The sequence below is a fragment of the Bradyrhizobium sp. WYCCWR 12699 genome, assembly GCF_032144035.1.
Taxonomy (GTDB): domain Bacteria; phylum Pseudomonadota; class Alphaproteobacteria; order Rhizobiales; family Xanthobacteraceae; genus Bradyrhizobium.
This window is the reverse complement of the sequence record NZ_JAVTJN010000039.1, coordinates 1,043,623-1,068,277: the sequence shown is the minus strand read 5'-3', so window position 1 is coordinate 1,068,277 and position 24,655 is coordinate 1,043,623. Positions and strand designations below refer to the sequence as shown.

23 protein-coding genes are annotated in these 24,655 nt (G+C 65.2%); 7 read left to right on the top strand and 16 right to left on the bottom strand.

The genetic code is table 11. The annotated features are described in order from the left end of the window. Nucleotides 1-56: 56 nt before the first annotated feature. Entirely contained in the window at nucleotides 57-1,487 is a 1,431-nt protein-coding gene (locus tag RPS27_RS35665) for a PLP-dependent aminotransferase family protein (protein WP_211418302.1), read from the top strand. Nucleotides 1,488-1,553: 66 nt separating this feature from the next. On the opposite strand, the gene RPS27_RS35660 is transcribed toward RPS27_RS35665, so the two are convergent. From RPS27_RS35660 to RPS27_RS35640, 5 genes are read right to left on the bottom strand one after another with little or no spacing between them, the layout of a single operon-like run. Continuing rightward, nucleotides 1,554-2,777 carry an alpha/beta fold hydrolase gene (locus RPS27_RS35660; RefSeq protein ID WP_212065309.1) on the bottom strand — a complete coding sequence of 408 codons (1,224 nt, stop codon included), beginning with the start codon at nucleotides 2,775-2,777 and terminating at the stop codon, nucleotides 1,554-1,556. Between the two features lie 27 nt (nucleotides 2,778-2,804). Beyond that, nucleotides 2,805-3,467 carry a sulfite oxidase-like oxidoreductase gene (locus tag RPS27_RS35655; protein WP_212065308.1) on the bottom strand — a complete coding sequence of 221 codons (663 nt, stop codon included), beginning with the start codon at nucleotides 3,465-3,467 and terminating at the stop codon, nucleotides 2,805-2,807. Between the two features lie 3 nt (nucleotides 3,468-3,470). Then, complete coding sequence (locus RPS27_RS35650; protein WP_211417778.1) at nucleotides 3,471-4,793, bottom strand: MFS transporter; 1,323 nt, start codon at nucleotides 4,791-4,793, stop codon at nucleotides 3,471-3,473. 29 nt (nucleotides 4,794-4,822) lie between these two features. After that, nucleotides 4,823-6,043 (bottom strand): cytochrome P450, encoded by a 1,221-nt coding sequence (locus tag RPS27_RS35645; protein WP_212065307.1) that lies wholly within the window; start codon nucleotides 6,041-6,043, stop codon nucleotides 4,823-4,825. A 54-nt stretch (nucleotides 6,044-6,097) separates the two neighbouring features. After that, a complete protein-coding gene (locus tag RPS27_RS35640; RefSeq protein WP_100181354.1) occupies nucleotides 6,098-6,307 on the bottom strand; it encodes a ferredoxin in 210 nt (69 codons plus the stop codon). A gap of 156 nt (nucleotides 6,308-6,463) precedes the next feature. Here RPS27_RS35640 and RPS27_RS35635 point away from each other — a divergent pair, with 156 nt between their 5' ends. Beyond that, nucleotides 6,464-7,111 carry a TetR/AcrR family transcriptional regulator gene (locus RPS27_RS35635; RefSeq protein ID WP_212065306.1) on the top strand — a complete coding sequence of 216 codons (648 nt, stop codon included), beginning with the start codon at nucleotides 6,464-6,466 and terminating at the stop codon, nucleotides 7,109-7,111. On the opposite strand, the gene RPS27_RS35630 is transcribed toward RPS27_RS35635, so the two are convergent. The 4 genes from RPS27_RS35630 to RPS27_RS35615 all read right to left on the bottom strand — a co-directional run bounded on the left by RPS27_RS35630 (nucleotide 7,108) and on the right by RPS27_RS35615 (nucleotide 11,175). Next, nucleotides 7,108-7,758 carry an aspartate/glutamate racemase family protein gene (locus RPS27_RS35630; protein WP_212065305.1) on the bottom strand — a complete coding sequence of 217 codons (651 nt, stop codon included), beginning with the start codon at nucleotides 7,756-7,758 and terminating at the stop codon, nucleotides 7,108-7,110. The two genes, RPS27_RS35635 and RPS27_RS35630, sit on opposite strands and share 4 nt — an antisense overlap. Before the next feature lie 167 nt (nucleotides 7,759-7,925). Beyond that, entirely contained in the window at nucleotides 7,926-8,939 is a 1,014-nt protein-coding gene (locus tag RPS27_RS35625; RefSeq protein ID WP_212065304.1) for an amino acid ABC transporter substrate-binding protein, read from the bottom strand. A 10-nt stretch (nucleotides 8,940-8,949) separates the two neighbouring features. Beyond that, nucleotides 8,950-10,299 carry an aspartate aminotransferase family protein gene (locus RPS27_RS35620; RefSeq protein ID WP_212065303.1) on the bottom strand — a complete coding sequence of 450 codons (1,350 nt, stop codon included), beginning with the start codon at nucleotides 10,297-10,299 and terminating at the stop codon, nucleotides 8,950-8,952. Between the two features lie 3 nt (nucleotides 10,300-10,302). Further along, a complete protein-coding gene (locus RPS27_RS35615) occupies nucleotides 10,303-11,175 on the bottom strand; it encodes a MurR/RpiR family transcriptional regulator (RefSeq protein WP_212065302.1) in 873 nt (290 codons plus the stop codon). Between the two features lie 87 nt (nucleotides 11,176-11,262). On the opposite strand from RPS27_RS35615, the gene RPS27_RS35610 reads away from it, so the two are divergent. Both RPS27_RS35610 and RPS27_RS35605 read left to right on the top strand, forming a co-directional pair. Beyond that, the gene (locus tag RPS27_RS35610) at nucleotides 11,263-12,447 is read left to right on the top strand and encodes an amino acid ABC transporter permease (RefSeq protein WP_212065301.1); all 1,185 of its coding nucleotides are present in this window, start codon (nucleotides 11,263-11,265) and stop codon (nucleotides 12,445-12,447) included. Nucleotides 12,448-12,449: 2 nt separating this feature from the next. After that, nucleotides 12,450-13,556: an amino acid ABC transporter permease gene (locus RPS27_RS35605; protein WP_212065300.1), complete on the top strand. Its 1,107-nt coding sequence runs from the start codon at nucleotides 12,450-12,452 to the stop codon at nucleotides 13,554-13,556. Nucleotides 13,557-13,746: 190 nt separating this feature from the next. On the opposite strand, the gene RPS27_RS35600 is transcribed toward RPS27_RS35605, so the two are convergent. After that, a complete protein-coding gene (locus RPS27_RS35600) occupies nucleotides 13,747-15,159 on the bottom strand; it encodes an amidase family protein (RefSeq protein WP_313755000.1) in 1,413 nt (470 codons plus the stop codon). A gap of 142 nt (nucleotides 15,160-15,301) precedes the next feature. Continuing rightward, the gene (locus RPS27_RS35595; RefSeq protein ID WP_313754999.1) at nucleotides 15,302-16,078 is read right to left on the bottom strand and encodes an SDR family oxidoreductase; all 777 of its coding nucleotides are present in this window, start codon (nucleotides 16,076-16,078) and stop codon (nucleotides 15,302-15,304) included. A 156-nt stretch (nucleotides 16,079-16,234) separates the two neighbouring features. Between RPS27_RS35595 and RPS27_RS35590 the strand changes: the two genes are divergently transcribed. After that, nucleotides 16,235-17,308, top strand: a complete 1,074-nt coding sequence (locus RPS27_RS35590; protein ID WP_212065297.1) for a tartrate dehydrogenase — start codon at nucleotides 16,235-16,237, stop codon at nucleotides 17,306-17,308. A 60-nt stretch (nucleotides 17,309-17,368) separates the two neighbouring features. Here RPS27_RS35590 and RPS27_RS35585 read toward each other — a convergent pair whose 3' ends face one another. The 5 genes from RPS27_RS35585 to RPS27_RS35565 all read right to left on the bottom strand — a co-directional run bounded on the left by RPS27_RS35585 (nucleotide 17,369) and on the right by RPS27_RS35565 (nucleotide 22,370). Continuing rightward, nucleotides 17,369-18,010: a suppressor of fused domain protein gene (locus RPS27_RS35585; RefSeq protein WP_212065296.1), complete on the bottom strand. Its 642-nt coding sequence runs from the start codon at nucleotides 18,008-18,010 to the stop codon at nucleotides 17,369-17,371. Between the two features lie 150 nt (nucleotides 18,011-18,160). Beyond that, entirely contained in the window at nucleotides 18,161-19,234 is a 1,074-nt protein-coding gene (locus RPS27_RS35580) for a malate/lactate/ureidoglycolate dehydrogenase (protein WP_212065295.1), read from the bottom strand. 11 nt (nucleotides 19,235-19,245) lie between these two features. Next, a complete protein-coding gene (locus RPS27_RS35575; RefSeq protein WP_212065294.1) occupies nucleotides 19,246-20,157 on the bottom strand; it encodes an NAD(P)-dependent oxidoreductase in 912 nt (303 codons plus the stop codon). A 12-nt stretch (nucleotides 20,158-20,169) separates the two neighbouring features. Then, nucleotides 20,170-21,420 carry a Zn-dependent hydrolase gene (locus RPS27_RS35570; RefSeq protein WP_211417764.1) on the bottom strand — a complete coding sequence of 417 codons (1,251 nt, stop codon included), beginning with the start codon at nucleotides 21,418-21,420 and terminating at the stop codon, nucleotides 20,170-20,172. Nucleotides 21,421-21,452: 32 nt separating this feature from the next. Further along, on the bottom strand, nucleotides 21,453-22,370 hold the full coding sequence (locus RPS27_RS35565) for a LysR family transcriptional regulator (protein WP_194407013.1): 918 nt from the start codon (nucleotides 22,368-22,370) through the stop codon (nucleotides 21,453-21,455). 120 nt (nucleotides 22,371-22,490) lie between these two features. On the opposite strand from RPS27_RS35565, the gene RPS27_RS35560 reads away from it, so the two are divergent. Together RPS27_RS35560 and RPS27_RS35555 are read left to right on the top strand one after the other, a co-directional pair. Beyond that, a complete protein-coding gene (locus RPS27_RS35560; RefSeq protein WP_313754998.1) occupies nucleotides 22,491-23,306 on the top strand; it encodes a putative hydro-lyase in 816 nt (271 codons plus the stop codon). Nucleotides 23,307-23,394: 88 nt separating this feature from the next. After that, nucleotides 23,395-24,639, top strand: coding sequence for an ABC transporter substrate-binding protein (locus RPS27_RS35555; protein WP_212065292.1), 1,245 nt, complete (start codon nucleotides 23,395-23,397; stop codon nucleotides 24,637-24,639). The last annotated feature ends 16 nt before the right edge of the window (nucleotides 24,640-24,655 follow it).

The following is a 24,655-nucleotide window of genomic DNA, read 5'->3' as shown; positions in this document are numbered from 1 at the left end:
TTGGCACCTGAAAAAGTGCCAGATTGGAGAAGAATGAGGTGCCAGTGTCCGAGGCCATGATCGCGGGCCTGATCGACCTCGATCGCGCCGACGACGAGGGGTTGACGGCGCGGCTGACGGGGCAGCTCCGAAGCCTGATTGCGAGTGGTCGACTTGGTAAGGGCCATGAGCTGCCGTCGAGCCGCCGGCTCGCGAGCGATCTCGGCGTGTCCCGCAACACCGTCACCTACGCGTTCGAGCAGCTCGCCGCGGAGGGTTATCTGGCTGCGTCGCAAGGGCGGCGCGCGGTCGTGACCGTGGACGGTGCTGGGCGGTTGGATGCGGCAGGGGCAGCGGCATCGCGCCCGCGCTCCGGTAAGCCGCGGCTCTCCCCTTGGGCCTCAAAGCTCGAGCAGACGGACTGGCCGATGTCTTATCTGGCGCCGCTAAAGCCCTTGCGTCCGGGGCATGGCGACGCCAGAGAGTTTCCGAACGAAATCTGGGGGCGCTGCCTGCGCCGGAGTGCCGTGGGGGCAACCAGGCGTGAGCCCGGTCCGGTCAACCGGCCGCGCTTGCGCGCGGCGCTGGCGCATTACCTCGCGACCGGTAGAGGTGTTCGCGCCGACGCGGAGCAGATCCTGATCCTGCCGAGCGCGCAGGCTGCGCTCACCCTGATTGCGGCTGCCGTCATCACGCCCGGCGACGAGGTCTGGGTCGAGGATCCCGGCTATCCCGGTGCCGCGGCCGCCTTTCGTGCGTCCGGCGCGCGCGTGACCGGCATCGGTCTGGACGAACAGGGGATGCAGCGGATGGCGGGCCTGGCGCCTCCAACACTGATCTTCATGACGCCGTCGCACCAGCATCCGACCGGGCGGCTGATGTCACTGGCCCGCCGCACCGAGTTTCTGAAGCTGAGTAGGCCCGGCAAGACCTGGATCGTGGAGGACGACTATGACGGCGAATTCCACTATGACAGCCGGCCGGTACCGGCGTTGCAGGGGTTGGACGCCCACGGCCGCGTGTTCTATGTCGGCACCTTCTCCAAGGCGATGACGTCGGACATCCGGCTCGGCTATCTCGTCGCGCCGCCGGCGCTGGTCTCTACGCTGGAGATCGTGCAGCGGCATATCGGGCTGATCGCCGCCAGCGCCGTCCAGGACGCGCTGGCCGAGTTCATTGCGGACGGGCATTTCCTCGCACATCTGCGGCGGATGCGCCGGCTCTATCACGCGCGGCGCGATCATCTCGTCGAGGGGCTGCAGCGCTATCTCGGCGAGGTGCTCACGGTCGAGGTGCCCTCGGGCGGCATCCAGCTCGTGGCGCGCCTCAAGCGCGGCCGCGCCGATCAGGCAGCAGTCAAACGACTGGTCGAGGCAGGGGTCGAAACGCGCGCCTTGTCGAGCCTGACGCTCGGACGGCCGCGAGATCACGGCCTGCTGCTGGGCTTTGCGGCGTGGCGCGAGAGCGAGATCAGCGCCGCCGTGCGGACGATGGCCTCGTGCTTCTAGAGCATGATCCGGAAAAGTGCGCAGCGGTTTTCCGACAAGATCATACTCAAACAATGGCCTGGCGCGTTAACCCACCGCCTTCGTCACGATACGAATCTCCGACGTCAGCGTGCGGTGCACCGGACACTTGTCTGCAATCTCCATCAGCTTCTTGCGCTGCTCGGCATTGAGCGCGCCGTCGATGGTGATGTCGCGCTCGATCTGGTCCAGCATGCCCTCGCGCGTGTCGCACTCCGCGCAATCCTTGGCGTAGATCTTGGAGTGCTTCAAAGTGACTGTGACGCGGTCGAGCGGCAGCGACTTGCGGTCGGCATAGAGGCGCATGGTCATGGACGTGCAGGCCCCGAGGCCAGCGAGCAGGAAGTCATACGGGCCGGGCCCGGCATCTGCGCCGCCGGCCGCAACGGGCTCGTCCGCCACCAGATGATGCGGACCGACGGTGATGGCCTGGTTGAACTTGCTTTTGCGGGTCTCCTGCACCACGACCTTCCGTGGTTCCTCCGGGAGATCCATCGCTCTCGCGGGTTTTGTCGTGTCGACGTAGCGGCTGGCCCAGGCGGCGATCACGTCGGCCGCGTAAAGCGCGTCAGCCGGCCTGCTCAGCAGGTGATCGGCGTGGTCGAGCGAGACGAAACTCTTGGGGTGCTTCGCTGCCACAAAGATCTTGGTCGCATTGTCAATCCCGACGGTGTCGTCGACCGGCGAGTGCATCACCAGCAGCGCCTTGTGCAGGCCGGTGATATCCCTCATCAGTTCGTGCTCGGCGATGTCCTCGAGGAATTCGCGCTTGATCCGGAACGGGCGTCCCGCAAGCGAGACCTCGACCTCGCCTTGCGCGCGGATGTCGTCGAGATGCTCTTTGAACAGGCCGGTCACATGCGCGGGATCGGAGGGGGCCGCGATGGTCACGACCGCCCTGGCTTCCGAAATCTTCCCAGCGGCCGCAAGGATCGCGGCGCCGCCGAGGCTGTGCCCGATCAGGATCGACGGCGCCTTGCTGACGCTGCGCAGATGATCGGCAGCGCGGACGAGATCGGCGACGTTGGACGAAAATGTCGAATTGGCAAAATCGCCCTCACTGGAGCCGAGCCCGGTGAAGTCGAAGCGCAGCACCGCGATACCCTTGGCCGCGAGCGCGACGGCGATGCGCTTGGCGGCAAGCGTATCCTTGCCGCAGGTGAAGCAATGCGCGAACAGCGCGTAGGCCGCGGGCTCGCCGTCCGGCAATTCCAGCGCGGCCGCAAGCTGATGGCCGCCTTCGCCGGTGAATTGAAAACGTTCCGTCGGCATGGGCTTTCCCCGATTCTTGCTTGAATGCTAATCGTTCGAATAGCGCTGCTCGGCCCAGGGATCGCCGCGGTTATGATAGCCGCGGACCTCCCAGAAGCCCGGCGCGTCCTCGGTCAGGAATTCGATGGCCTGGAGCCACTTCGCGCTCTTCCAGAAATAGAGATGCGGCACGACCAGCCGCACCGGCCCGCCATGCTCCTTCGTCAGCGGCTGGCCGGACCAGCTATGGGCGAGCAGCGCGTCCTCCGCGGCGAAGTCTTCCAGCGCGAGGTTGGTGGTATAGCCGTCGTAGGAATGCAGCGTCACGAAGCGCGCGTCCTCGCGCGGCTGGCAGGCGGCCAGCAGCTCGCGCGTGGCAAGCCCTTCCCACTCGTTGTCATAGCGCGACCAGGTGGTGACGCAATGGATGTCGGAGGTGAAGCGGGCCTGCTTCTGCGCCGCGAACTCCGCAAAGGTCCAGAACACCGGCGTTTCGACCGCGCCGTAGACGTCGAGGCGCCAGCGCTCGCGCGACACCGGCGGCACGACGCCGAGGTCGAGCACCGGCCAATCCTTGGTGAGGTGCTGGCCCGGCGGCAGGCGTTGCTCCTCCGGACGCGTGATCTTGCCGGTGAGGAAGCGGCCCTCGCGCGCCCATTTCTCCTTGGTGCGGGTCAGCTTGGTGTCGGGCGGCTCGTTGTCGTCGGACATGGGCTACTCGTGGCGGTGCATTGCGGAAGCATGCTTGGTGTCGCGCATGGTGGAATAGATGATCAGCGACACGCAAATGATGGCGCTGAGATAGAAGTAGAACCAGTCTTCGTGCCCGATGCTCTTGAAGTAGAGCGCGATCGCCGGCGCCGTGCCACCGAAGATCGAGACCGTGATCGCATAGGGCAGGCCGACGCCGAGCGCGCGGACATTGGTCGGGAACAGCTCGGCCTTCACCACCGCATTGATCGAGGTGTAGCCGGCGACGAACAGCCAGGCGCAGCAGATCAGGATGAAGGCGACGAAGGGTGACTTGGTCTCCTTCAGCGTCATCAACAGCGGAACGGTCGCAAGCGTGCCGGCGACGCCGAAGAAGATCAGAAGCGGCTTGCGTCCGATCCTGTCGGAGATCGCGCCATAGATCGGCTGCAGGATGGTCGCGAAGATCAGGGTGCCGAAGATCACCAGCGTGGTCTGGTCCTCGGTCAAGCCGACCGACAGCTTGACGAAAGTCTGCATGTAGGTGGTGAAGGTGTAGAACGCCGCGGTGCCGCCCGCGGTGAGGCCGACGACCAGCAGGAGCTCGCGCGGATAGCGCAGGAGATTGGTGATCGAGCCGGTGGGCTTCACCACCTTCTTGGCTTCCTCGAACGCCTCGGTTTCATGTAGGCCGCGCCGCATCACCGCGGCAAAGATCGCGAGCGCCGCACCGATCGCGAACGGGATGCGCCAGCCCCAGGCTTTCAGCTCCTCCGGCGTGAGGAAGACCTTTTGCAGGAGCAGCAGCACGATGATCGCGGTGAGCTGGCCGCCGATCAGCGTCACGTACTGAAAGCTGGAATAGAAGCCGCGATGCCTGGGATCGGCGACCTCGCTGAGATAGGTGGCGCTGGCGCCATATTCGCCGCCGAGGCTGAGGCCCTCGATCACGCGGGCGAGCGCCAGGATCACCGGCGCGGCGAAGCCGATCGTGGCATAGGTCGGTGTCAGCGCGATGATCAGCGAGCCGAAGCACATGAAGACGACCGAGAGGGTCAGCGAGATGCGCCGGCCGAAATGGTCGGCAAGATAGCCGAAGAACCAGCCGCCGAGCGGGCGCATCAGGAAGGTCGCCGCGAACACGACGGCGACGTTCAACTGCTGCACGACAGGGTCGTTGCCGGGAAAGAAGGCCGGCGCGAAATAGAGCGCGAACGCCGTGTAGGCGTAGAAATCATACCACTCGACGAGATTGCCGATCGAGCCGATGAAGATCGCCTTGATCCGCCGCCTGGCATCGGCGAGGTCGATGTGGTCAGAGGCCGGTTGGGTTGCTTGCTCCGTCACGTCCGGCCTCTCCGCTGTCTAGAAAGGCTTTACATCGCCTTTCCGAGCAAAAATGGCAACTGGCGAGGCCCACGCACCGTGCCTTGCGACCAGGTCACCGTGCCTGCCGGATCAAGGGCGAAGTCCGGAATGCGGTTCAGCCATTCCTCCAGCGCAACCTGCATCTCCATGCGGGCGAGATTGGAACCGACGCAGCGGTGGATGCCGAGGCCGAAGGCGGCGTGGCGATTTTCGCGGCGATCGATCACGACTTTGTCAGCATCCGGAAACATCTTGGGATCGCGATTGGCGGCGGGGAAGGACAACAGCACCATGTTGCCCGCCTTGACCGGGCAGCCCGAAATGGTGGTGTCCTTGACGACCTCGCGGGCCATCGTCACCGGGGAATAAGCGCGCAGCAGTTCCTCCACCGCGGTCGGGATCAATGCGGGCTCGGCGATCAGCCGCTCGCGATCGGCCGGCACCCTCGCCAAATGCCACAGCGAAGATCCGATCGCACTCCAGGTGGTGTCGATGCCGGCGATCAGAAGCAGGCGCAGCGAGCCCAGCACGTGGGACTCTTCCAGCGGCTGGCCTTCCTTGTCCTTGGCGTTCATCAGGTAGGAGATGAGGTCGTCGGTCGGCCTCGATTTGCGGTCTTCGATATGCGTCCTGAAATAGGCGCTCATCTCCTGCACAGCCTGGAGCAGCTTGGTCTCGTCCCTGATGCCGAGCTCGAGGATCATGTGGATCCAGTTGATGAAGAGGTCGCTGTCGCTCTCGGGGATGCCCAGCATGTGCGCGATCGCCCGAACCGGGATGTATTTGCTGTAGCGAGCGGCGGCGTCGACCTTGCCGTCGGCGATGAACCCGTCGATCAGCTCGTTGCAGATCGCGCGCATCCGCGGTTCCAGCTTCTTCATCGCATCCGGCGTGAAGGGCGGCAGCAGCAATTGCTTGGCCGGCTTGTGCACGGGCGGATCCGAGGTGATCGGAGGGGCTGCGTTCCTGGCGATCTCCGGCCGCACGTCGCGGACGATGATACGGCGTGAGGAAAAATGCTCGGTGTCGTTGGCGATCTCGCGCACGGCCTCATAGGTCGTCGGCATGTAGCAGCCGAGGAAGCGGTCGGTGTGCACGACCGGACTTGCGGCACGCAGCTCATCCCAGATCGGAAACGGGTCTTCCGTCCACTGCGGATCGGTGTGGTCGAAATCGTTGACCCAGTCGATGACGGGCGGATGGGCGACAGGCTGGCTGACGTCGGACATGGCAGGAAATCCTTGGCTCGTGGTCGCTGACAGGACGCAAGCGGCGAGGCCGCGCTACTCCTCGATCACATCGATTGCGATTTCCGGGCAATTGGATTTGGCGAGCCAGGCCTTGTCTTCGAGCCCGGGCGGGACCGTGCCGTCGCCGGCTTCATGCGCGTTGCCGAATTCGTCGAGCTCGAAAAGTTCCGGCGCGAGTGCCTTGCAGCGTGCGTGGCCCTGGCATTTGTCGGGGTCGACGTGAACCCTCAATCGCTCTGTCATGGCGGCATCCTTGGTCGTATGCGCGTGGCCCGGGAGGGCGGCGCGTTCCTCGTGTCGATTTTATCCGCGGCATCTGCCGCAGGGTTTAAGTTATATGCTATTACATTCGCGACCGGCTTTCCCTGTCAAGCGCAAACTTGTAGGCTTGGCCACAACATGCGCTCTCAACTCGCCCGCAAGCCCGAAAACACCTATCATCATGGGGATCTCCGCGACGCCCTGATCAAGGCCGCGCTACGCGAGGCGGAGCAGGGCGGCGCCGAGGCGATCAGCATCAAGGCGCTGGCAAAGCAGCTCGGGGTCTCGCAGCCGGCGCCGTACCGGCATTTTGCCGATCGCGAGGCGCTGCTTGCGGCGGTGACGGCGGAGGCGTTCCGGCAGCTCAGCGCAACCTTTCGGACGGCGATGGCGAAACCGTCGAAGCAGTCGAAGCTGTCGCGGCTGGCGCAGGCCATGCTGGATTTCGGATTGCGCCGCAACGGCATCTATCGCCTGATGTTCGCGTCTCGTACCGTGTCGTGTGCGGCCAAGGGCAGCGAGCTGCACGAGGCCACGCGCGAAACGTTTGCGCTCGTGATCGAGGCCCTGGAGGTACCTGCCGTCGGCTATTTGCGCGAACGGCAGGCTCTCAAGATCTGGGCGGCGCTGCACGGCGTGGTGATGCTGGCCGAGCAGGGCCTGTTCACCGGCGAGGCTGCACAGACCACGCGCGAGGAACTGGTCGAGGATTTCGTCAACGAGACGAAGGCGGCCCTCGCCGTGGCGATCAAGGACGCGCGGCGTCGGAAGAAGACCGGCGCTTAGGCTTTCGCCTTCAGCATGTTCATCAATTTGTCGACCGCGCTGTCGGGCGTGGTCACGACGGGACGGCCGGTGGCTTCCGCGACCCCTGGAGCAGTGGCGGCGATGCTGAATTGCGCCAGCGCGATGACGTCGCAATCGCGCAGGTCCCTTGACGCTTCGACGATCAGCCGATCGTGCGTGGCGCGATCGCCGCGGTCGAGCGCCGCCAGCGCGCCCTCGGCGAGTTTCGGAACGACCTGGACCGAGGCCGGAAACTCCGGCGGCATCGAGACCAGGGTCGGCGGGAAGGTCGAGAGCAGGCCGATGCGCCTGCCCATCGTCACCGCACGCTCGATCATCGCTTCGTTCGGCTTGAGCACCGGCATCGGCGCCTGCGCGCGCGCGACCGCCTCGATACAGGGGCCGAAGGCAGAGCAGGTGAACAGGATCCCATTCGCCCCGGTCGCCGCGGCATAGTCGCCGAGCGCGAGGAAGCGCTCGGTCATGGCATCGTCGAGCTTGCCGTCGCGGGCGAGATCCGCCGACAGGCTGTCGTCCAGCAGGTTCATCAGCCGCGCCGCCGGCCACGCCTTTGCGAACGCCGCCTCGACCGGAGCGATGGAGTGCTTGAGGGCATGGATCAGGGCGATGCGTGGGGGCGTCGTCATTGAAGGTGGCTACCTGGGTGGTCTTGTGCCCCGGACGCAGCGCAATGCGATGTATTGCGCTGCAGAGCCGGGGCCCATCCTTTTTGGCGTTAAAAGTCGTGGCTTCCTGGGTCCGGCTCTGCGCAGCAGCGTTGCACGCTGCGGCGCGTCCGGGACACGGGAGACATTTACTTGAACGGCACCGCGTACATCAAGCCGCCCTTGCTCCAGAGGCCGTTGAGGCCGCGATCGAGCTTGAGCGGGCTCGCCTTGCCGACATTGCGCTCGTAGATCTCGCCGTAATTGCCGGTGGCCTTGATCGCGGTGACCAGCCATTTGTTGTCGAGCCCGAGCCGGGAGCCGAGATCCCCGGAGGCACCTAACAGACGCTGGATCGCGGGCGTCTGCGACTTCGTCATCTCCTCGACATTGCCTTGGGTGACGCCGAGCTCTTCGGCCTCGATCAGGCCGTAATGCAGCCAGGTGATGATGTCGCTCCAGACCTCGTCGCCGTTGCGGGTGAAGGGGCCGAGCGGCTCCTTGCTGATGGTCTGCGGCAGCACGACGTAATCGGCCGGGTTCGGCGCGGCGGTGGTCACGGCGCCGGCGAGCGCGGAGGCGTCCTGGGTCATCGCATCGCAGCGGCCGCCGAAGAAGGTCTGATACATGGTGTCGACGCGGTCGAACACCAGCGGCTTCCAGTCGATGCCGTTGGCACGGCCGTAATCGCCGAGCGTGACTTCGTGCGTGGTGCCCTGAGCGACGCAAACGGTGGCGCCCTTGAGGTCCTTGATCTCCTTGACGCCGAGGTCCTTCTTCACGACAAAACCCTGGCCATCGTAGAAGTTGATCGGTCCCTGGCGCAGGCCGAGCGTGACGCCGCGCAAGTACGTCTGCGTCGAGTTGCGGTAGAGCACGTCGATCTCGCCCGATTGCAGGGCGGTGAAGCGGTTCTGTGCGGTCAGCGAAACGTAGCGCACCTTGCTGGCATCGCCGAGCACGCCGGCTGCGAGCGCGCGGCAATAGTCGACGTCGAGACCCCGGTAATTACCTTGCGAGTCCGGCGCGGAGAAGCCGGCAAAGCCGGCGCTGACGCCGCAAACCAGCGTGCCGCGGCTCTTCACCGTGTCCAACGTTGCGGCGGATGCGACAATTGTCGATGCAGCGAGCACGCCCGCCGCGATAACCACTTTCCTCATCATGCTACTCCCCTCAGTGATTGACACTACGCAACACTTTGTCGACAGCCGTGCCGAGCTTGTCGACGATCAGGTCGATCTCGTCGGCGGAAGCGATATAGGGCGGCGCCAGCAACACGTGGTCGCCGCGCACGCCGTCCACGGTGCCGCCGCCCGGATAGCAGCCGAGCCCACCAGCGAAAGCTTCCGCCTTGATCTTCTGATTGAGCTTGAGCGCGGGGTCGAACGGGGTGCGGCTGGCGCGATCAGCGACCAGCTCGATCGCCCAGAACAGGCCGCGGCCCCTGATATCGCCGACATGGCGGTGATTGCCAAAGCGCTCGGTCAGCCGCTGCTCGAGCTGCTTGCCGCGCTCCTTGACGCGGTCGAGCAGGCGATCCTCGCGGATCACATCCTGCACCGCGAGTGCGGCCGCGCAGGCGAGGGGATGTGCGAGATAAGTATGACCGTGCTGAAAAGAGCCTGAGCCTGCGCGGATGGTGTCGATGATCTTGCCACTGGCGAGCATGGCCCCGATCGGCTGGTAGCCGCCGCCGAGCCCCTTTGCGATCGCCTGGATGTCGGGGGTCACGCCTTCCTGCTCCCAGGCGTGCGTGGTGCCGGTACGGCCCATGCCGCACATGACCTCGTCGAGGATGAGCAGCGCGCCGTGGCGGTCGCAGATCTCGCGCACCGCCCTGAAATAGCCGTCTGGTGCCGCCACGGCGCCGGCGGTGGCGCCGACCACCGGCTCCGCCAGGAACGCCGCCACGGTCTCAGGGCCAAGCCGCTGGAACTCGGCTTCCAGCTCGGCCGCCAGCCGCGCCACGAACTGCGCATCCGACTCGCCGTCGTGCTTCTCGTGATAGGCGAAGGCCGGTGTCACGTGGCTGAAGGCTCCGGAGAGCAGGGGTGCGTAGGGCGCGCGGCGCCAGGCATTGCCGCCGGCGGCGAGCGCGCCGAGCGTGTTGCCGTGGTAGCTCTGTCGCCGTGCGATGAAATGCTGCCGCTGTGGCTCGCCGCGCTCGATGAAATATTGTCGCGCCAGCTTGATGCTGGCTTCGATCGCCTCGGATCCGCCGCTGACGAAATACGCATAAGCGAGACCGCCGGGCTCGTATCCGACCAGCGCCTCGGCGAGGGCTTCGGCGGGCTCGGACGAGAAGAAGGCGGTGTGCGCATAGGCCAGCGTCGAGGCCTGCTTGGCCATCGCCGCGATCACGCGGGGATGCTGGTGGCCGAGGCATGAGACCGCTGCGCCGCCGGAGGCGTCGATCACGCGTCGTCCGTCCTCGGCAAAGAGATAGACGCCTTCGCCGCCGACCGCCTTGGGCGGCGTTTCGCGGAGCGAACGGTGCAGCACGCGGCTGGTGCGAGTGCTCATGGATCAACCTTTCTCCGAGACGTAGGTGGCGGCAGCAGTGAGACGCGCCTCGGTATTTTCCAGACGCTTCTTCGCGGCGACACCGCCGAGCGAGAATGTGACCGCCGCAAGCGACTGCGCGATCGCGATCGCGCCGGTGAGGCTGGGGAAGAAGCCGGGAGAGGAGGCCGCCTCGAACAGCAGCACGTGGTCGGCGCCCTCGGCCATCGGCGCCGAGAGGCTGTCCGCAATCGCGATCAGCGTTGCGCCGCTGCGATAGGCGGCCTGTGCGACACCGACGCTCGCATGGGTATAGGGCAGGAAGCCGATGACGATGACGGCCTCGCCGGGCCTGAACGCACCGAGGTCGAGATCGTCGGGGCCCGAGACGCCAACGAGCTGCACCTGCTCCGGGCGGAACAGCCGCAGCTCGTAGTTCAAGAGCTCTGCAACGCTGCGGCAGCTGCGATAGCCAGCGATCCAGATGCGCTTGGCCTCGTGCAACGCGCGGGCCGCCTCCGCAATGGGCTGGGCCGGGATCCGTGGCAGGCCGGCGGCCTCCGCCTCGAGCTTGTCGGTGACGAGCGCGACATCGGCGTTCGGGCCAGGCCTGCGGCCTCTGGCGCGGCCGGAGAACGGCGAGGTCTGCGACGGTCGCCGCGCCTCGGTCAGCGCCGCGCGCAATTCATCCCAGCCCGAATAGCCGATCGCCTTGGCGAGGCGCGTGAACGCGGCGGGATCGGCGCCGGCTTCCGCCGCGAGGTCGCGCATCGAACGGGTGGTGGCGTCGTAATCGTTGGCGGCGACGAAGCGACCGACCTCCTGTAGCCGCATCGGGAGCGATGGCAATGCAATGCGCAGTTCGCTCAACGGCGAGGATTTCGCGGGCTCGGCCATGAAACATTTGTTGCATGAATTTTATATCAGTGCAACAGTTGACGTGCGCTGCCGGAAATCGTCCCTGTCGAGAAGGATTTTTGCGCTGTGACCACCGATGCTCGAAGACCGCCGCCGCGCCGCCTGTTCGGCGCATGGGGACGCCGCGAGCTGCAAGGCCTGTTCTGGCAGGTGCTGGTGGTCGGGATCGCGCTCGCGGTGATCGGCTTCCTCTGGTCCAACACCGTCACCAACCTCTCGGCTCGCCGCATCACGACCGGCTTTGCCTTCCTCGGCCGCGAGGCCGGCATGCCCATTGCCGATAGTTTGCTGGCCTATAATCCGAGAGACACCTATCTCTGGGCCTTCGTCGTCGGTGTCGGCAACACGCTGCGCGTTGCCGTCATCGGGATCGTGCTCGCGACCGTCCTCGGCACGGTGATCGGTATCTCGCGGCTATCGGCCAACTGGCTGCTGTCGCGGCTTGCCGCCGTCTATGTCGAGACGCTCCGCGATATCCCGCTGCTGCTCCAGCTGCTGTTCTGGTACGTGCTGATGCAGGCGCTGCCGGCCGCACGTGCGGCATGGCGGCCGATCGAGGGCGTGTTCCTGTCCAATCGCGGCCTGATCCTGCCGGCCATTCCGATTGGCCCGCTGCAGCTTTGGGTCCTCGGCGCCGCCGTGCTCGGAGCTGCCGTATTCTATCTCGTCAGGCGGCGGCTGATCGCGCAGCAGATGCGCGACGGCAAGCCGCGACCGGCCTGGCCGGTTGCGCTCGGCCTCATCATCGGGCCGCCGGCGGCCGTCTCGTTGGTGCTTGGCGTGCCCTGGACGATCGAGTGGCCCCAATTGCGCGGCTTCAATTTCGTCGGCGGGTTGACGCTCGCTCCGGAATATTTCGCGCTGCTGATCGCGCTCGTGACCTACACCTCGGCCTTCATTGCCGAGATCGTCCGCAGCGGCATCCAGTCCGTGCCGCGCGGGCAATGGGACGCCGCCAACGCGCTCGGCCTGCGCCGCAGCTTCATGCTGCGGCAGATCATCTTGCCGCAGGCGCTCCGCGTCATCGTGCCACCGATGACGAGCCAGTATCTCAACCTGACCAAGAATTCCTCGCTCGCGGTCGCGATCGGCTATCAGGACGTGGTCTCGATCGCCAACACCACGCTGAATCAGACCGGCCAGGCGATCGAGGCGATCGCGCTGATCATGGCGGTGTTCCTGACCATCAGCCTTTCCATCAGCTTCTTCATGAATTGGTACAATGCGCGCATTGCGCTGGTGGAGCGCTGATCATGACGGTGATCGCCGATATCCCCGATGCGCCGCGCCGCGCCCGCCGTCCGCAGATTGGAAATCCCGTGCTGCGCTGGCTGCGCGCCAATCTGTTCTCGTCGATCCCGAACGGCATCTTATCTGTCGTGCTGCTGGCGATTCTTGCCAAGGGCGTTTTCAGCTTCGTGCAGTGGGGTGTCGCGAACGCCGTGTGGCTGACGCCCGCGAACGATTCCAGCGCCTGCCGCGCGGTGCGAGGCGTCGGTGCCTGCTGGGCCATCATTCCCGAAAAGTACCGCTTCATCCTGTTCGGCACCTATCCGTTCGACGAGCAATGGCGGCCGGCACTGTCGGTGCTGCTGTTCGTCGCCCTGTTCTATCTCTCGAGCCGCCGCGCCCTGTGGCGGCGCGAATTGGTCTATCTCTGGATCGGCGTATTGGCGCTGATCAGCGTGCTGATGTGGGGCGGGGTGCTCGGGCTCTCCTTTGTCTCGCAGGACCGCTGGGGCGGATTGCCGGTCACGCTGATCCTCGCGACCTTTGGGCTCGCATTCGGCTTTCCGCTCGGCATCCTCGTCGCGCTCGGCCGGCGCTCGAAGCTGCCGGCGATCCGCTCGCTCAGCGTGCTCTATGTCGAGCTGATCCGCGGCGTGCCGCTGGTCAGCCTATTGTTCATGGCGAGCGTGATGTTCCCGCTGTTCATGCCAAGCGGGTTCAACATCGACAAGCTGCTGCGCGCGCAGATCGCCATCATCCTGTTCGCGGGCGCCTATCTCGCCGAGGTGATCCGCGGCGGCCTCCAGGCCGTGCCGCGCGGACAATACGAGGCGGCCGATGCGCTCGGGCTGTCCTACTGGCGCAAGAACCGGCTGATCATCCTGCCGCAGGCGATCCGCCACGTCATCCCGCCGCTGGTCAACACCTTCATCGCCTTCTTCAAGGACACCAGCCTCGTCCTCATCATCGGCATCTTCGACCTGCTGACGACGGCGAAGACCGCGATCATCGATCCGGCCTGGCAGCAGTTCTCGGTCGAGGTCTACATCTTCGTCGCCGCGATCTATTTTGTCTTTTGCTTTGCGATGTCGCGGTACAGCCGCGGCTTGGAGGCGACGAGCAGGAGATGATCTTCCTTCTCCCCTTGTGGGAGAAGGTGGCGCGAAGCGCCGGATGAGGGGTTCTGTCGCCGTATTCAGACGGTGAGAGAGTTCCTCGTGGAGAGAACCCCTCACCCGGCTCGCCGCTTTGCGGCGAGCCACCCTCTCCCGCAAGGGGAGAGGGTACTGCGGAGTTCGTCGTGCGAAGAAGTGTTACGTCTTAACCCTTCGGATCGATCGGCGTCGTTCCGCGCAGGCCCAAAATATCCTCAAGCACCTTGGCGCCCGCGAGCACCTCCGCGTCGCCCCTGGACGCCCCGACCACCTGCACGCCGACCGGCAGGCCCGAGGCCGTGAAGCCGCAGGGCAGCGAGAGCGAGGGGCAGCAGGCCAGCGTGATGGCGTAGACGATGCCGAGCCACTCGACGTAGTTCTCGAATCTCTTGCCGGCACATTCGGCGACGTAGCGGTGCTCGATCGGGAAGGGCGGCACGATCGTGGTGGGTGTCAGCAGCAGATCATAGGTCTTGAAGAACTCGACCGCCCGCGCGGTCATGCCGACGCGCTGGGCCTCGGCACGCGCGAGCTGCTCCACGGTGAGCTTGAGGCCTTCCTCGATGTTCCAGATCACCTCGGGCTTGAGCAGGTCGCGCTTGGTGCGCAGCAGCTCCGCCTTGCTGATCGCGAAATCGAAGGCGCGCAGCACGTGGAAGCACTCATGCGCCTCGCGCCAGTCCGGATGCGCTTCCTCGACGATGACACCGGCCTCGGCAAAGCGTTCCGCCGCCTTCCGCGTGATCGCCTTCACCTCGGGATCGACAGGGGTGATGCCGAGGTCAGCTGAATAGGCGATGCGCTTCGGCTTCTTGCCGGACCGCGCGGATGTTAGGAACGAGGTCGCCGGCGCCGGCAGCGACAGCGGATCGTCGGCATAATCGCCGCTCATGGCATCGAGCAGCAGCGCGAGATCCTCGACATTGCGTGCCATCGGGCCCTGCACGCCGAGATTGCGATCGATCGCCACTTTCGGCGTATGCGCGACGCGGCCGATGCTCGGCCGCATGCCGACGATGCCGCAGAAGGCTGCCGGGCTGCGCAAGGATCCGCCCATGTCCGAGCCCTGCGCCAGCCAGGCCATGCCGGTGGCCAGCGCCACCGCGGCGCCGCCGGAGGAGCCGGCTGCGGACTTCGTCATATCCCAGGGATTGAGCGTCGCGCCGAACACCTCGTTGAAGGTGTTGGCGCCGGCGCCGAACTCCGGCGTGTTGGACTTGGCGTAGACGAGCGCGCCGTTGGCCTCGAGGTTCTCGACCATGAGGTCGGACTTGGCGGGAATGTTGTCCTTGAAGATCGGCGAGCCCTGCGTGTTCAGGACGCCCGCAACGTCGGTCAGATCCTTGATCGGCACCGGCAGGCCCGCGAGCAGCCCCCGCGCGCTGGCGGGTTTGCGCATCAAGGCCTTGGCGCTGTCCCGCGCGCGATCGAAGCAGAGCGTCGGCAGCGCATTGACCTTGCCGTCGACCTCCTTGACGCGCTTCTCGACCACATCCAGCAGTTCGAGCGGTGAGACGTCGCCGGAGCGCAGCTTCTCGACGACGGCGCAGGCGGTTTGTTGGATCAGGTCTTGAGACAATTATTTTACTCCTACCTAGATTGTCATTCCGGGACGCCCGGAGGCGAACCCGAAATCTCGAAGTTCTCAGGTGCACAATTGTTCACTGTAGTTCGATGCTTTGCATCGCCCCGGAGCGACGGTGTCAAAAAGGACGAGGCAGCTAACCCCAGCCTGCGCTGATGCCGCCGTCCACGGTGTAAATCACACCCGACGTATAGCCCGCGCGGTCCGAGGCCAGGAACGCCATGAGGTCGCCGATCTCGCGCGCATGCGCAGGGCGGCCGAGCGGCAGACTCTTCTGGAATTCCTTGTAGCGGCTCTCGTCGCCGAACTGGTGCTTGGCCCGCGTCTTCAGCAGCGTGACGTGACGATCGGTGCCGACGGGGCCCGGATTGATGCCGACCACGCGGATGTTGTCGGCGAGGCTTTTGCCGCCGAGCGCGCGGGTGAAGGCCATCAGCGCGGCATTGCCGGCGCTGCCGCAGATGTAATTGGCGTCGAACTTCTCGCCGGCGGCCCCGATGTCGTTGACGATGACGCCGCCGCCTTTGGCCTTCATCTGCGCGTAGATCTGCCGCGTGAGGTTGATGTAGCCGAACACCTTCAATTCCCAGGCGTGGCGCCAGGTCGCTTCGTCGATCTTGTCGATCGAGCCGCCGGGAATGTCGCCGGCATTGTTGACGAGCACGTCGATGTCGGCGGCTTCTTTCGCCAGCCGTGCCACGTCCTCCGCCCTGCGCAGGTCGACGATGCTTGTCGCGGCATCGATTTGATGCGCCGAGCGTAGGCGCTCGGCCAGCGCCTTGAGCTGATCGCCGCTGCGGGCGGCGAGCAGGAGATGCGCGCCTTCCTCGGCAAATGCCTCGGCCGCGGCAGCGCCGATGCCCTTCGACGCGCCCGTGATCAGGACGCGCTTGCCACGCAGATGCAGATCCATTGGGGGTACTCTCGGAATTGGAACAGGATCAAACCAGTAGGCGCTCGGCCGCGCCACGGTCAACATTGCAGTGCAGCGTTGCACTGCCGCCGCGTTTGGTCCATTGCAGTGCGGTCAAAAAGGCGGCGGCTGCCGGACCAAAAAGGGACGTTCTCGATGAGCAAGAAACAATACCGGATCGCGGTCATTCCCGGCGACGGCATCGGCAAGGAAGTCATGCCCGAGGGCCTGCGCGTCATGGAGGCGGCGGCGAAGAAGCACGGCGTCACCCTGCATTTCGACCATTTCGATTTCTCGTCCTGGGACTATTACGAGAAGCACGGCCAGATGATGCCGGATGACTGGAAGGAGAAGATCGGCAAGCACGACGCGATCTATTTCGGCGCGGTCGGCTGGCCGGCCAAGATTCCGGACCACGTCTCCCTCTGGGGCTCACTGATCAAATTCCGCAGGGAGTTCGACCAATACGTGAATTTGCGCCCGGTGCGGCTGATGCCCGGCGTGCCGTCGCCGCTGGCGGGCCGCAAGCCCGGTGACATTGATTTCTGGGTGGTGCGCGAGAACACCGAAGGCGAATATTCCTCCGTCGGCGGCCGCATGTTCCCCGACACCGACCGCGAGTTCGTGACGCAGCAGACGGTGATGACCCGCACCGGCGTTGACCGCATCCTGAAGTTCGCCTTCGAGCTCGCGCAGTCGCGGCCGAAGAAGCACCTGACCTCCGCGACGAAGTCGAACGGCATCTCCATCACCATGCCCTATTGGGATGAGCGCGTGGAGGCGATGGCGAAGAAGTTTCCCGGCGTGAAGTGGGACAAGTACCACATCGACATCCTGACTGCGAACTTCGTGCTGCATCCTGATTGGTTCGACGTCGTGGTCGGCTCCAACCTGTTCGGCGACATCCTGTCCGACCTCGGCCCGGCCTGCACCGGCACGATCGGCATCGCGCCGTCGGGCAACATCAATCCCGAAGGCGACTTCCCCTCGGTGTTCGAGCCGGTGCACGGCTCGGCGCCCGACATTGCGGGACAGGGCATTGCCAACCCGATCGGCATGATCTGGTCGGGGGCGATGATGCTGGAGCATCTCGGCCAAAAGGAAGCCGGCCGTTCGATCGTCGAGGCGATCGAGCGCACACTGGCCGAACGCACGCTGCGCACCAAGGACCTTGGCGGCAACGCCGACACCACGGCCTGCGGCAAGGCGGTTGCAGATATGGTGGATTGAGGCGGGGCTTCCCCTCTCCCCTTGTGGGGAGAGGGTGGCTCGCCGCGCAGCGACGACGTGCTACACATACGACGTCCGCGCCGGATCGAAGATCGGCGGATATTCGTTGTCGTCGAGCAGGTCGAGAAACTCATTGAGCCCGCCGGCCTTGATCAACGCGAGCTCCCGATCCGAGATCAGGTTCACGGTCAAAATCTCGACCGGATCGCCCGCGATTTCCAGCGCCTCGGCGATCTGCTTGTCGGGGCCGATGATCGGCGTGAGGAACAGAAATGTCTGAAAGTCCGTTCCTGCAACCGGTGGCCACGGCAACGCGACGCGGTGACCGAACCCGAACCAGGTCGTGTCGACAAACGGCAGATTGGCCAGCCAGCGCAGATTGTCGCGGACATCCGGTGTCGGCTCGCGAACATACCACATCAGCTCGGCGCGCGGCTTCGCGTCGCCCTGCACGCCGTGCATCCGCTGCTGGCTCATGCCGTTGGTCAAGAGGACATAGCCTTCGTCGGAGCCTTCCCGGCATTCAGGAACGAAATCGCGGCCAAACGCATGGATGTCGATGCGACGTTCGGCGTCGTCCGTGAAGCTGTGCTCGGGCTCGCCTAGCTCGCTTTCATAGACGTCGAGCCGATGCCGGTAGAGGTCGATTGCGGGAGACGGCTCGCTGGAGCCGGACATGAGCTTTGCGAGACGGGAGAGCATGTGAACCTCGAGCGGATGTGGGCCGGGATATCCCCGTTGTCGCAGCACGATGGGGGCCGGTTCATCTCCGCTCCGCAAGCTTCGCCCTAGTCCAGATTTCCTTGCGCAATTGTCCAGAAGCCCGGGCTCGTGCCGAGCGATTTCGCGCGACTAGCTCACGATCTTCTCGATTGCGGCCTCGTCCAGGCCGAATTTCTTCCCGGCCTCCAGGATCTCCTGCCAGGTGGTCGGATCGACCGGAATGCCTTCGGCGAGGCGCTTTGTCTTGGTCTCGCGTTCGGGCTCGCCGGCGATCTTGACCTTGTCGACCCCGGAAGCGGGCGGCGAGCCGGTGTGCCAGGCCACAAAGCTCTCGACTTCACGCGCGAGGTTCTCGCCGGTGCCGAGCTTGGCGGGATCGATGACGATCGAGAGCATGCCGTTGAGGACGTTGTACTTGCCGTCGGACGGGCCCTTGACGACTTGCCCGCCGGAGAGCGCGCCGCCGAGGATTTCGCACACCAGCGCGAGGCCCGAACCCTTGTGCTCGCCGAACGGAAGGATGGCGCCGTAGGGCGGGATCACCGTGTAGCGCGGATTGACCGTGGGCTTGCCTTCATTGTCGATGATGGTGCCGGGCTCCAGCGCGACGCCCTTGTTGTGGGCGACGCGGGTCTTGCCTTGCGCGATTCTGCTGGTGGCGAAGTCGAGCACGATGGGATCCTTGCCCCGGCGCGGGATGCCGACGCAGAACGGGTTGGTGCCGTGGCGCGGATCGCTGCCACCCCAGGGCGCCACGATCGGCCGCGAGATCACGTTGACGAAGTGGATCGAGACCAGGCCGTGGTCGATGCATTGCTCGGCCCAATGGCCGATGCGGCCGATGTGGTGCGAGTTGGAGAGGCCGACCAGGCACACGCCGTTCTGCTTGGCGCGCTCGGCCGCAAGCTCCATCGCCTCATGGCCGATCACCTGGCCGTAGCCGGTGACGCCGTCGAGGGTGAGGAGCGGACCGGTGTCGAGCACGATCTTGACGTGCGCGTTCACGGCGAGGCCGCCATTGGTGACGCTCTGGACGTAGCGCGGGATCATGCCGACGCCGTGGGAATCGTGTCCCTTCAGATTGGCCTCGACGAGATTGCTGGACACGAGCTCGGCCTCTCGGTCCGAGGAGCCGCCGGCCTTGACGATGGCGCGGATGGCCTTGGTGAGCGGCTCAGCCTTGATGATGCGATAGTCGGCCATTGTCGTTGCTCTTATCCCTTCACGATCCGGCGGCAGTGCTCCCACGCCGCGCCAATCAGGTTCTCGCTGGCCTCCGGCGTCCGGAATGCCGAATGTGCCGACAGCGTCACGTTTGGAATCTTCGTCAGCGGATGATCGCCGGGCAGGGGCTCGGTGTTGAAGACATCGAGGCCGGCATGGCGGATGTGGCCGGACTTCAGCGCGTCGATCATGGCGGCTTCGTCGACGATCGCGGCGCGCGCGGTGTTGACGAAGATGACGCCCGGTTTCATTTGAGCGATCTTCTCGCGCGTGATCATGCCGCGCGTCTCGTCGTTGAGCAGCAGATGCAGCGACACCACGTCGCTGCGCGCCAGCAAGGTGTCGAGATCGGTGAACTCGACGCCCGGATAGCTCTTCGGCGAGCGGTTCCAGGCGATCACCTTCATACCGCTGCCGGACGCAATGCGCGCCACTTCAGCTGCGATGCCGCCAAAGCCGATCAGCCCGAGCGTCTTGCCGGTGAGCTGCATGCCGTCCTCGCGCAGCCAGTTGCCGACGCGCATCTCGCGATCCATCTTCGCGATGACCCGGGCCGACGCCCACATCAGCGCGATCGCGGATTCGGCGACTGCGGTGTCGCCGTAGCCCTTGATCAGATGCACGGAGATGCCGAGCTCGGCAAGTTCCTCCGGATTCATGTAGCTGCGTGCGCCGGTTCCGAGGAACACGACGTGCTTGAGCCCCGCGCACTTCTTGGCGACCTCGGTCGGCAGTGCGGTGTGGTCGACGATCGCGATCTCGGCGCCGTCGAGAACTTCCGGATATTGCTCCGGCTTGATGTCGGGATTCCGGTGGATCCGCACCTTGGGATCACCGGGCTTTTCCAGCCGCTCCATGATCACGGCGAGGGCTTCGTTGGCGTCGACGAAAACTCCGCGCATGGCTCTCTCCGGTCAGGACGCGACGCCGGCGATCGCCAGCACGGTATGCATGAGGACGTTGGTTCCTGCGGCGCAGTCGGCCTGCGTGGCGTCTTCCAGCTCGTTGTGGCTGATGCCGTCCTTGCAGGGCACGAACACCATTGCCGCCGGCATTTTGGTGTTGAGGTTGCACGCGTCGTGGCCGGCGCCCGAGGTGATACGGCGCGAGGAGTAACCGAGCGTCTTCGCCGCGCTCTCGACCGCTGCAATGAGCTTGGGATCGAAATGCGTCGGCGGCTTGCGCCAGACCAGATCGAGCTTCACCTCGACCTTGCGGCGCGCGGAGATCTCGGCAATCGCGGCGCGCAGATCGCGGTCGAGCGCGTCCATGATCGCCCCATCCGCGCTGCGGCAATCCACGGTGAAGGCGATCTCGCCGGGAATGACGTTGCGCGAGGGATTGGCGATCACGGCCTCGCCGATGGTGCCGACCGCCTTGGGCCCGTGCTTCCTCGCGATCGCCTCCATCGCCAGCACGATCTCCGACAGCGTCGCCAGCGCATCGCGTCGCAGCGGCATCGGGGTCGAGCCGGCATGGCTCTCGAAGCCGGAAATCTTGCCGTCATACCACAAGACGCCCTGGCCGGAATCGACCACGCCGATGGTCTTGCCTTCGGCCTCCAGGATCGGGCCCTGCTCAATGTGCAATTCGACGAAGCAGCCGAGCTTCTGGAAGCCCACCGGCTTGTCGCCGCGATAGCCGATGCTGTCGAGCGCCTGGCCGACGGTCGTGCCGTCGATATCCTTGCGCGACAAAATGTCGTCGGTGGTGAAGTCGCCGACATAGGCTGCGGAGGCCATCATCGCCGGCGCGAAGCGCGAGCCTTCCTCGTTGGTCCAGTTGACGACGCAGATCGGCGCCTCGGTCTCGATGCCGGCATCGTTCAGCGTGCGGATGACTTCGAGCGCGCCGAGCGTGCCCAGGATGCCGTCATACTTGCCGCCGGTCGGCTGGGTGTCGAGATGCGAGCCGATGCCGACGGGCGGCTTCGACATGTCGCGTCCCTTGCGCAGGCCGAATTGTGAGCCGAGCGCATCGGTGTGCACCTCGAGCCCGGCTTCCTCGCAGGCTTTGCGGAACCAGTCGCGTACCTGCTTGTCTTCGGCACTCAGTGTCAGCCGCCGCACGCCGCCTTTGGCCGTCGCGCCGAATTGCGCGGTCTCGTGGATGGAGCCCCAGAGGCGGGCGGAATCGATTTGCAAATTGGTGACGGCTCGGCTCATGCGTTCGGTCTCTCGATTGTCCGGCGCCTTTTTCAATGACCCGCCAGCGCGGGCGCGTCAACCGCGAGGCTGCTCTGCGCAATTTGCCGTGCAAGCTCGGCGACGCGCTCTACGGCGACGACGTCGGGCGAGGCAAGCCAGCTCGCGGTGAAGGTCAGCGGCGCGATGGCAAGGTCGGTGTCGAGCAGCTGCAGCCGCCCGTCGGCAAGCTCGTTCTCGACGATGGCGTCGGGGATCACGGCAACGCCGAGCCCCTCGACCGCCATGTGGATGACGGTGGCCAGTGAAGCCGACGCGTGCAGGCGGATCGGCGGCAGGTCCGGCCGGTCGAACACCTCGCGCACGACCTCGTAAGGCTTGGTCTTGCGCGGGAAGGTGATAATCGGAAATCGCGCGAGATCCGCCGGCGTCACCGGGCCCTTGCCGAGGCCGAGCGAGGGGCTTGCGAGAAAGCCGATCGGATAATCGGCGAGCACGCGGTTGTGCACGCCGGAGGCGGACAGCGGCCCGACGACGAACGCAAGCTCGATCTCCTGCGCGAGCAGGCGGGCGGTGAGGTTCGGCGTGATGTCGACTTCGATCTCCAGCGACAGGTTCGGATAGACCTGGTTCACGCTCTTCACGAGGCGCGGCAGCCAGGTGTGCACGATGGTCTCGGCGACGCCGAGCCGCATCACGCCGCGCATCGCCGACCGATCGCCGATTTCCGCCATCATCTGGGCGCGCAGGCCGATCAGCTTCTCCGCATAGACCATCATCTGGCGGCCGCTCGGCGTCGGCGAGGCCACGCGATGATCGCGGTTGAGTAGCTTCACGCCCATCTCGCGCTCGAGCTGGGCGATGCGCTGGGAGATCGCCGGCTGGGTCGTGTTGAGCCGCTGGGCGGCGCCCCGGAAGCTGCCGAGCTTCACAACCCAGAGGAACGTCTCGATCGACCTGAAGTCCAGCATTGGAAGGATTTTCCCAGTCGATAAATCAGATTTATCGAGATTGATTAGAAACGACGATTAGACTTTATAGCACGCTTGGTGTTGGCTTGTCTTTGTCGAGTTTATAGGCAGGTCGATCTCATGACTGTTTTGGTGGCAGCGCAGCAAACTGAAACGCCCGACACGCTCCCGAGCCGCAAGGCGCGGCTTGCCTATCGTCAGGGACTGGTCGCTTCCACCGCCGGCGTCGCTCCCGGCTTCGTCCAGGGCAATCTGACGATCCTGCCGGCGGAACATGCCGGCGCCTTCCACCGCTTCTGCCAGCTCAATCCGAAACCGTGCCCGATCATCGGCATGTCCGATGTCGGCAGCCCCCACATTCCCGCGCTCGGCGCCGATCTCGACATTCGCACCGACGTGCCGCGCTACCGCGTCTGGCGCGACGGCGAAGTCGTCGACGAGCCGACCGACGTGACCAAGCATTGGCGCGATGATCTCGTCACCTTCGTGCTCGGCTGCTCGTTCTCGTTCGAAGAGGCGTTGCTCGACGCGGGCATGCCGATCCGCCACATCGAAGAGAACGTGCGCGTGCCGATGTACCGCACCAACATCGCGTGCGGCGAGGCCGGTCCGTTCGCCGGCCCCATGGTGGTGTCGATGCGGCCGTTCAAGCCGGCGGACGCGATCCGTGCGGTGCAGATCACCTCGCGCTATCCCGCCGTGCACGGCGCGCCCGTGCATATCGGCCATCCGCATCTGATCGGCATCAAGGATATCGCCAAGCCCGACTACGGCGATCCCGTGCCGGTCGCCGATGACGAGATCCCGGTGTTCTGGGCCTGCGGCGTGACGCCGCAATCGGTCATCAACGCCGCGAAGCTTCCGTTCGCGATCACGCATTCGCCCGGCCTGATGCTGGTGACGGATCTCAAGAACAGGAACATGGCCGTGATTTAGTGGGCAGCGTTTGCTGCTTCTTCGGGCTTTACCGCATCCATCAATCGCTTCATTCGATCAACCGAAATTCAGTACAGGGGACTTTGCCATGACGATCACTCGCCGCGACGTGTTGTTGGGAGCCACCGCCACTGCCGCTCTCGTGCCGCTGGCAGCGCGCGCGCAGACCTCGGAAGTCGTGATCGGTGTGATCTATCCGTTCTCCGGCGGCAGCGCCCAGCAGGGCGTCGACGCGCAGAAGGCCTATGAGACCGCGCTCGAAGTCATCAACAAGAGCACCGATTTCGATCTGCCGCTGGCCAAGGGCGAGGGCTTGCCGGGCCTCGGCGGCGCGAAGATCCGCCTCGTCTTCGCCGACCACCAGGCCGATCCGCAGAAGGGCCGCGCCGAGGCCGAGCGCCTGATCACGCAGGAGAAGGTCTGCGCCATCATCGGCACCTATCAGAGCGCCGTCGCCGTCACCGTCAGCCAGATCTGCGAGCGCTATCAGGTCCCGTTCGTGTCCGCCGACAATTCCTCGCCGAGCCTGCATCGCCGCGGCCTGAAGTACTATTTCCGCGCCGCGCCGCACGACGAGATGTACTCGGCCGCCATGTTCGACTTCTTCGACGCCATGAAGAAGAAGGGCACCAAGATCGAGACGCTCTCGCTGTTCCACGAGGACACCATCTTCGGCACCGATTCCGGCAACGCCCAGACCAAGATCGCCGGCGAGCGCGGCTACAAGATCGTTACCGACATCAAGTATCGCGCCAACTCGCCCTCGCTCTCGGCTGAGGTGCAGCAGCTCAAGTCTGCGAACGCCGACGTGCTGATGCCCTCGAGCTACACCACCGACGGCATCCTCCTGGTCAAGACCATGGCCGAGCTCGGCTACAAGCCGAACGCGATCGTGGCGCAGGATGCCGGCTTCTCCGAGAAGGCGCTCTACGATGCCGTCGGCGACAAGCTCGAAGGCGTGATTTCGCGCGGCACCTTCTCGCTCGACCTCGCGCAGAAGCGCCCGATGGTCGGCAAGATCAACGAGATGTTCAAGACGCGCTCGGGCAAGGACTTCAATGACCTGACCTCGCGCCAGTTCATGGGCCTGATCATCCTCGCCGACGCCATCAGCCGCGCCAAGTCGACCGACGGCGAGAAGATCCGCGATGCGCTGGCGGCGACCGACATCCCGGGCGAGCAGACCATCATGCCCTGGAAGCGCGTCAAGTTCGACGAGATGGGCCAGAACAACGACGCCGACCCGGTGCTGCTGCAATATGTCGGCGGCAAGTTCGTCACCATCTTCCCGCCGCAGGCCGCGATCGCCGAGGCGATCTGGCCGATGAAGTAAGATTGGGAAAGCGGGA

Coding starts and splice junctions, on each gene's coding strand:
- RPS27_RS35665 (WP_211418302.1), top strand. CDS start 57: ATGATCGCGGGCCTGATCGACCTCGATCGCGCCGACGACGAGGGGTTG.
- RPS27_RS35660 (WP_212065309.1), bottom strand. CDS start 2,777: ATGCCGACGGAACGTTTTCAATTCACCGGCGAAGGCGGCCATCAGCTT.
- RPS27_RS35655 (WP_212065308.1), bottom strand. CDS start 3,467: ATGTCCGACGACAACGAGCCGCCCGACACCAAGCTGACCCGCACCAAG.
- RPS27_RS35645 (WP_212065307.1), bottom strand. CDS start 6,043: ATGTCCGACGTCAGCCAGCCTGTCGCCCATCCGCCCGTCATCGACTGG.
- RPS27_RS35640 (WP_100181354.1), bottom strand. CDS start 6,307: ATGACAGAGCGATTGAGGGTTCACGTCGACCCCGACAAATGCCAGGGC.
- RPS27_RS35635 (WP_212065306.1), top strand. CDS start 6,464: ATGCGCTCTCAACTCGCCCGCAAGCCCGAAAACACCTATCATCATGGG.
- RPS27_RS35630 (WP_212065305.1), bottom strand. CDS start 7,758: ATGACGACGCCCCCACGCATCGCCCTGATCCATGCCCTCAAGCACTCC.
- RPS27_RS35625 (WP_212065304.1), bottom strand. CDS start 8,939: ATGATGAGGAAAGTGGTTATCGCGGCGGGCGTGCTCGCTGCATCGACA.
- RPS27_RS35620 (WP_212065303.1), bottom strand. CDS start 10,299: ATGAGCACTCGCACCAGCCGCGTGCTGCACCGTTCGCTCCGCGAAACG.
- RPS27_RS35615 (WP_212065302.1), bottom strand. CDS start 11,175: ATGGCCGAGCCCGCGAAATCCTCGCCGTTGAGCGAACTGCGCATTGCA.
- RPS27_RS35605 (WP_212065300.1), top strand. CDS start 12,450: ATGACGGTGATCGCCGATATCCCCGATGCGCCGCGCCGCGCCCGCCGT.
- RPS27_RS35595 (WP_313754999.1), bottom strand. CDS start 16,078: ATGGATCTGCATCTGCGTGGCAAGCGCGTCCTGATCACGGGCGCGTCG.
- RPS27_RS35590 (WP_212065297.1), top strand. CDS start 16,235: ATGAGCAAGAAACAATACCGGATCGCGGTCATTCCCGGCGACGGCATC.
- RPS27_RS35585 (WP_212065296.1), bottom strand. CDS start 18,010: ATGCTCTCCCGTCTCGCAAAGCTCATGTCCGGCTCCAGCGAGCCGTCT.
- RPS27_RS35580 (WP_212065295.1), bottom strand. CDS start 19,234: ATGGCCGACTATCGCATCATCAAGGCTGAGCCGCTCACCAAGGCCATC.
- RPS27_RS35575 (WP_212065294.1), bottom strand. CDS start 20,157: ATGCGCGGAGTTTTCGTCGACGCCAACGAAGCCCTCGCCGTGATCATG.
- RPS27_RS35570 (WP_211417764.1), bottom strand. CDS start 21,420: ATGAGCCGAGCCGTCACCAATTTGCAAATCGATTCCGCCCGCCTCTGG.
- RPS27_RS35565 (WP_194407013.1), bottom strand. CDS start 22,370: ATGCTGGACTTCAGGTCGATCGAGACGTTCCTCTGGGTTGTGAAGCTC.
- RPS27_RS35560 (WP_313754998.1), top strand. CDS start 22,491: ATGACTGTTTTGGTGGCAGCGCAGCAAACTGAAACGCCCGACACGCTC.
- RPS27_RS35555 (WP_212065292.1), top strand. CDS start 23,395: ATGACGATCACTCGCCGCGACGTGTTGTTGGGAGCCACCGCCACTGCC.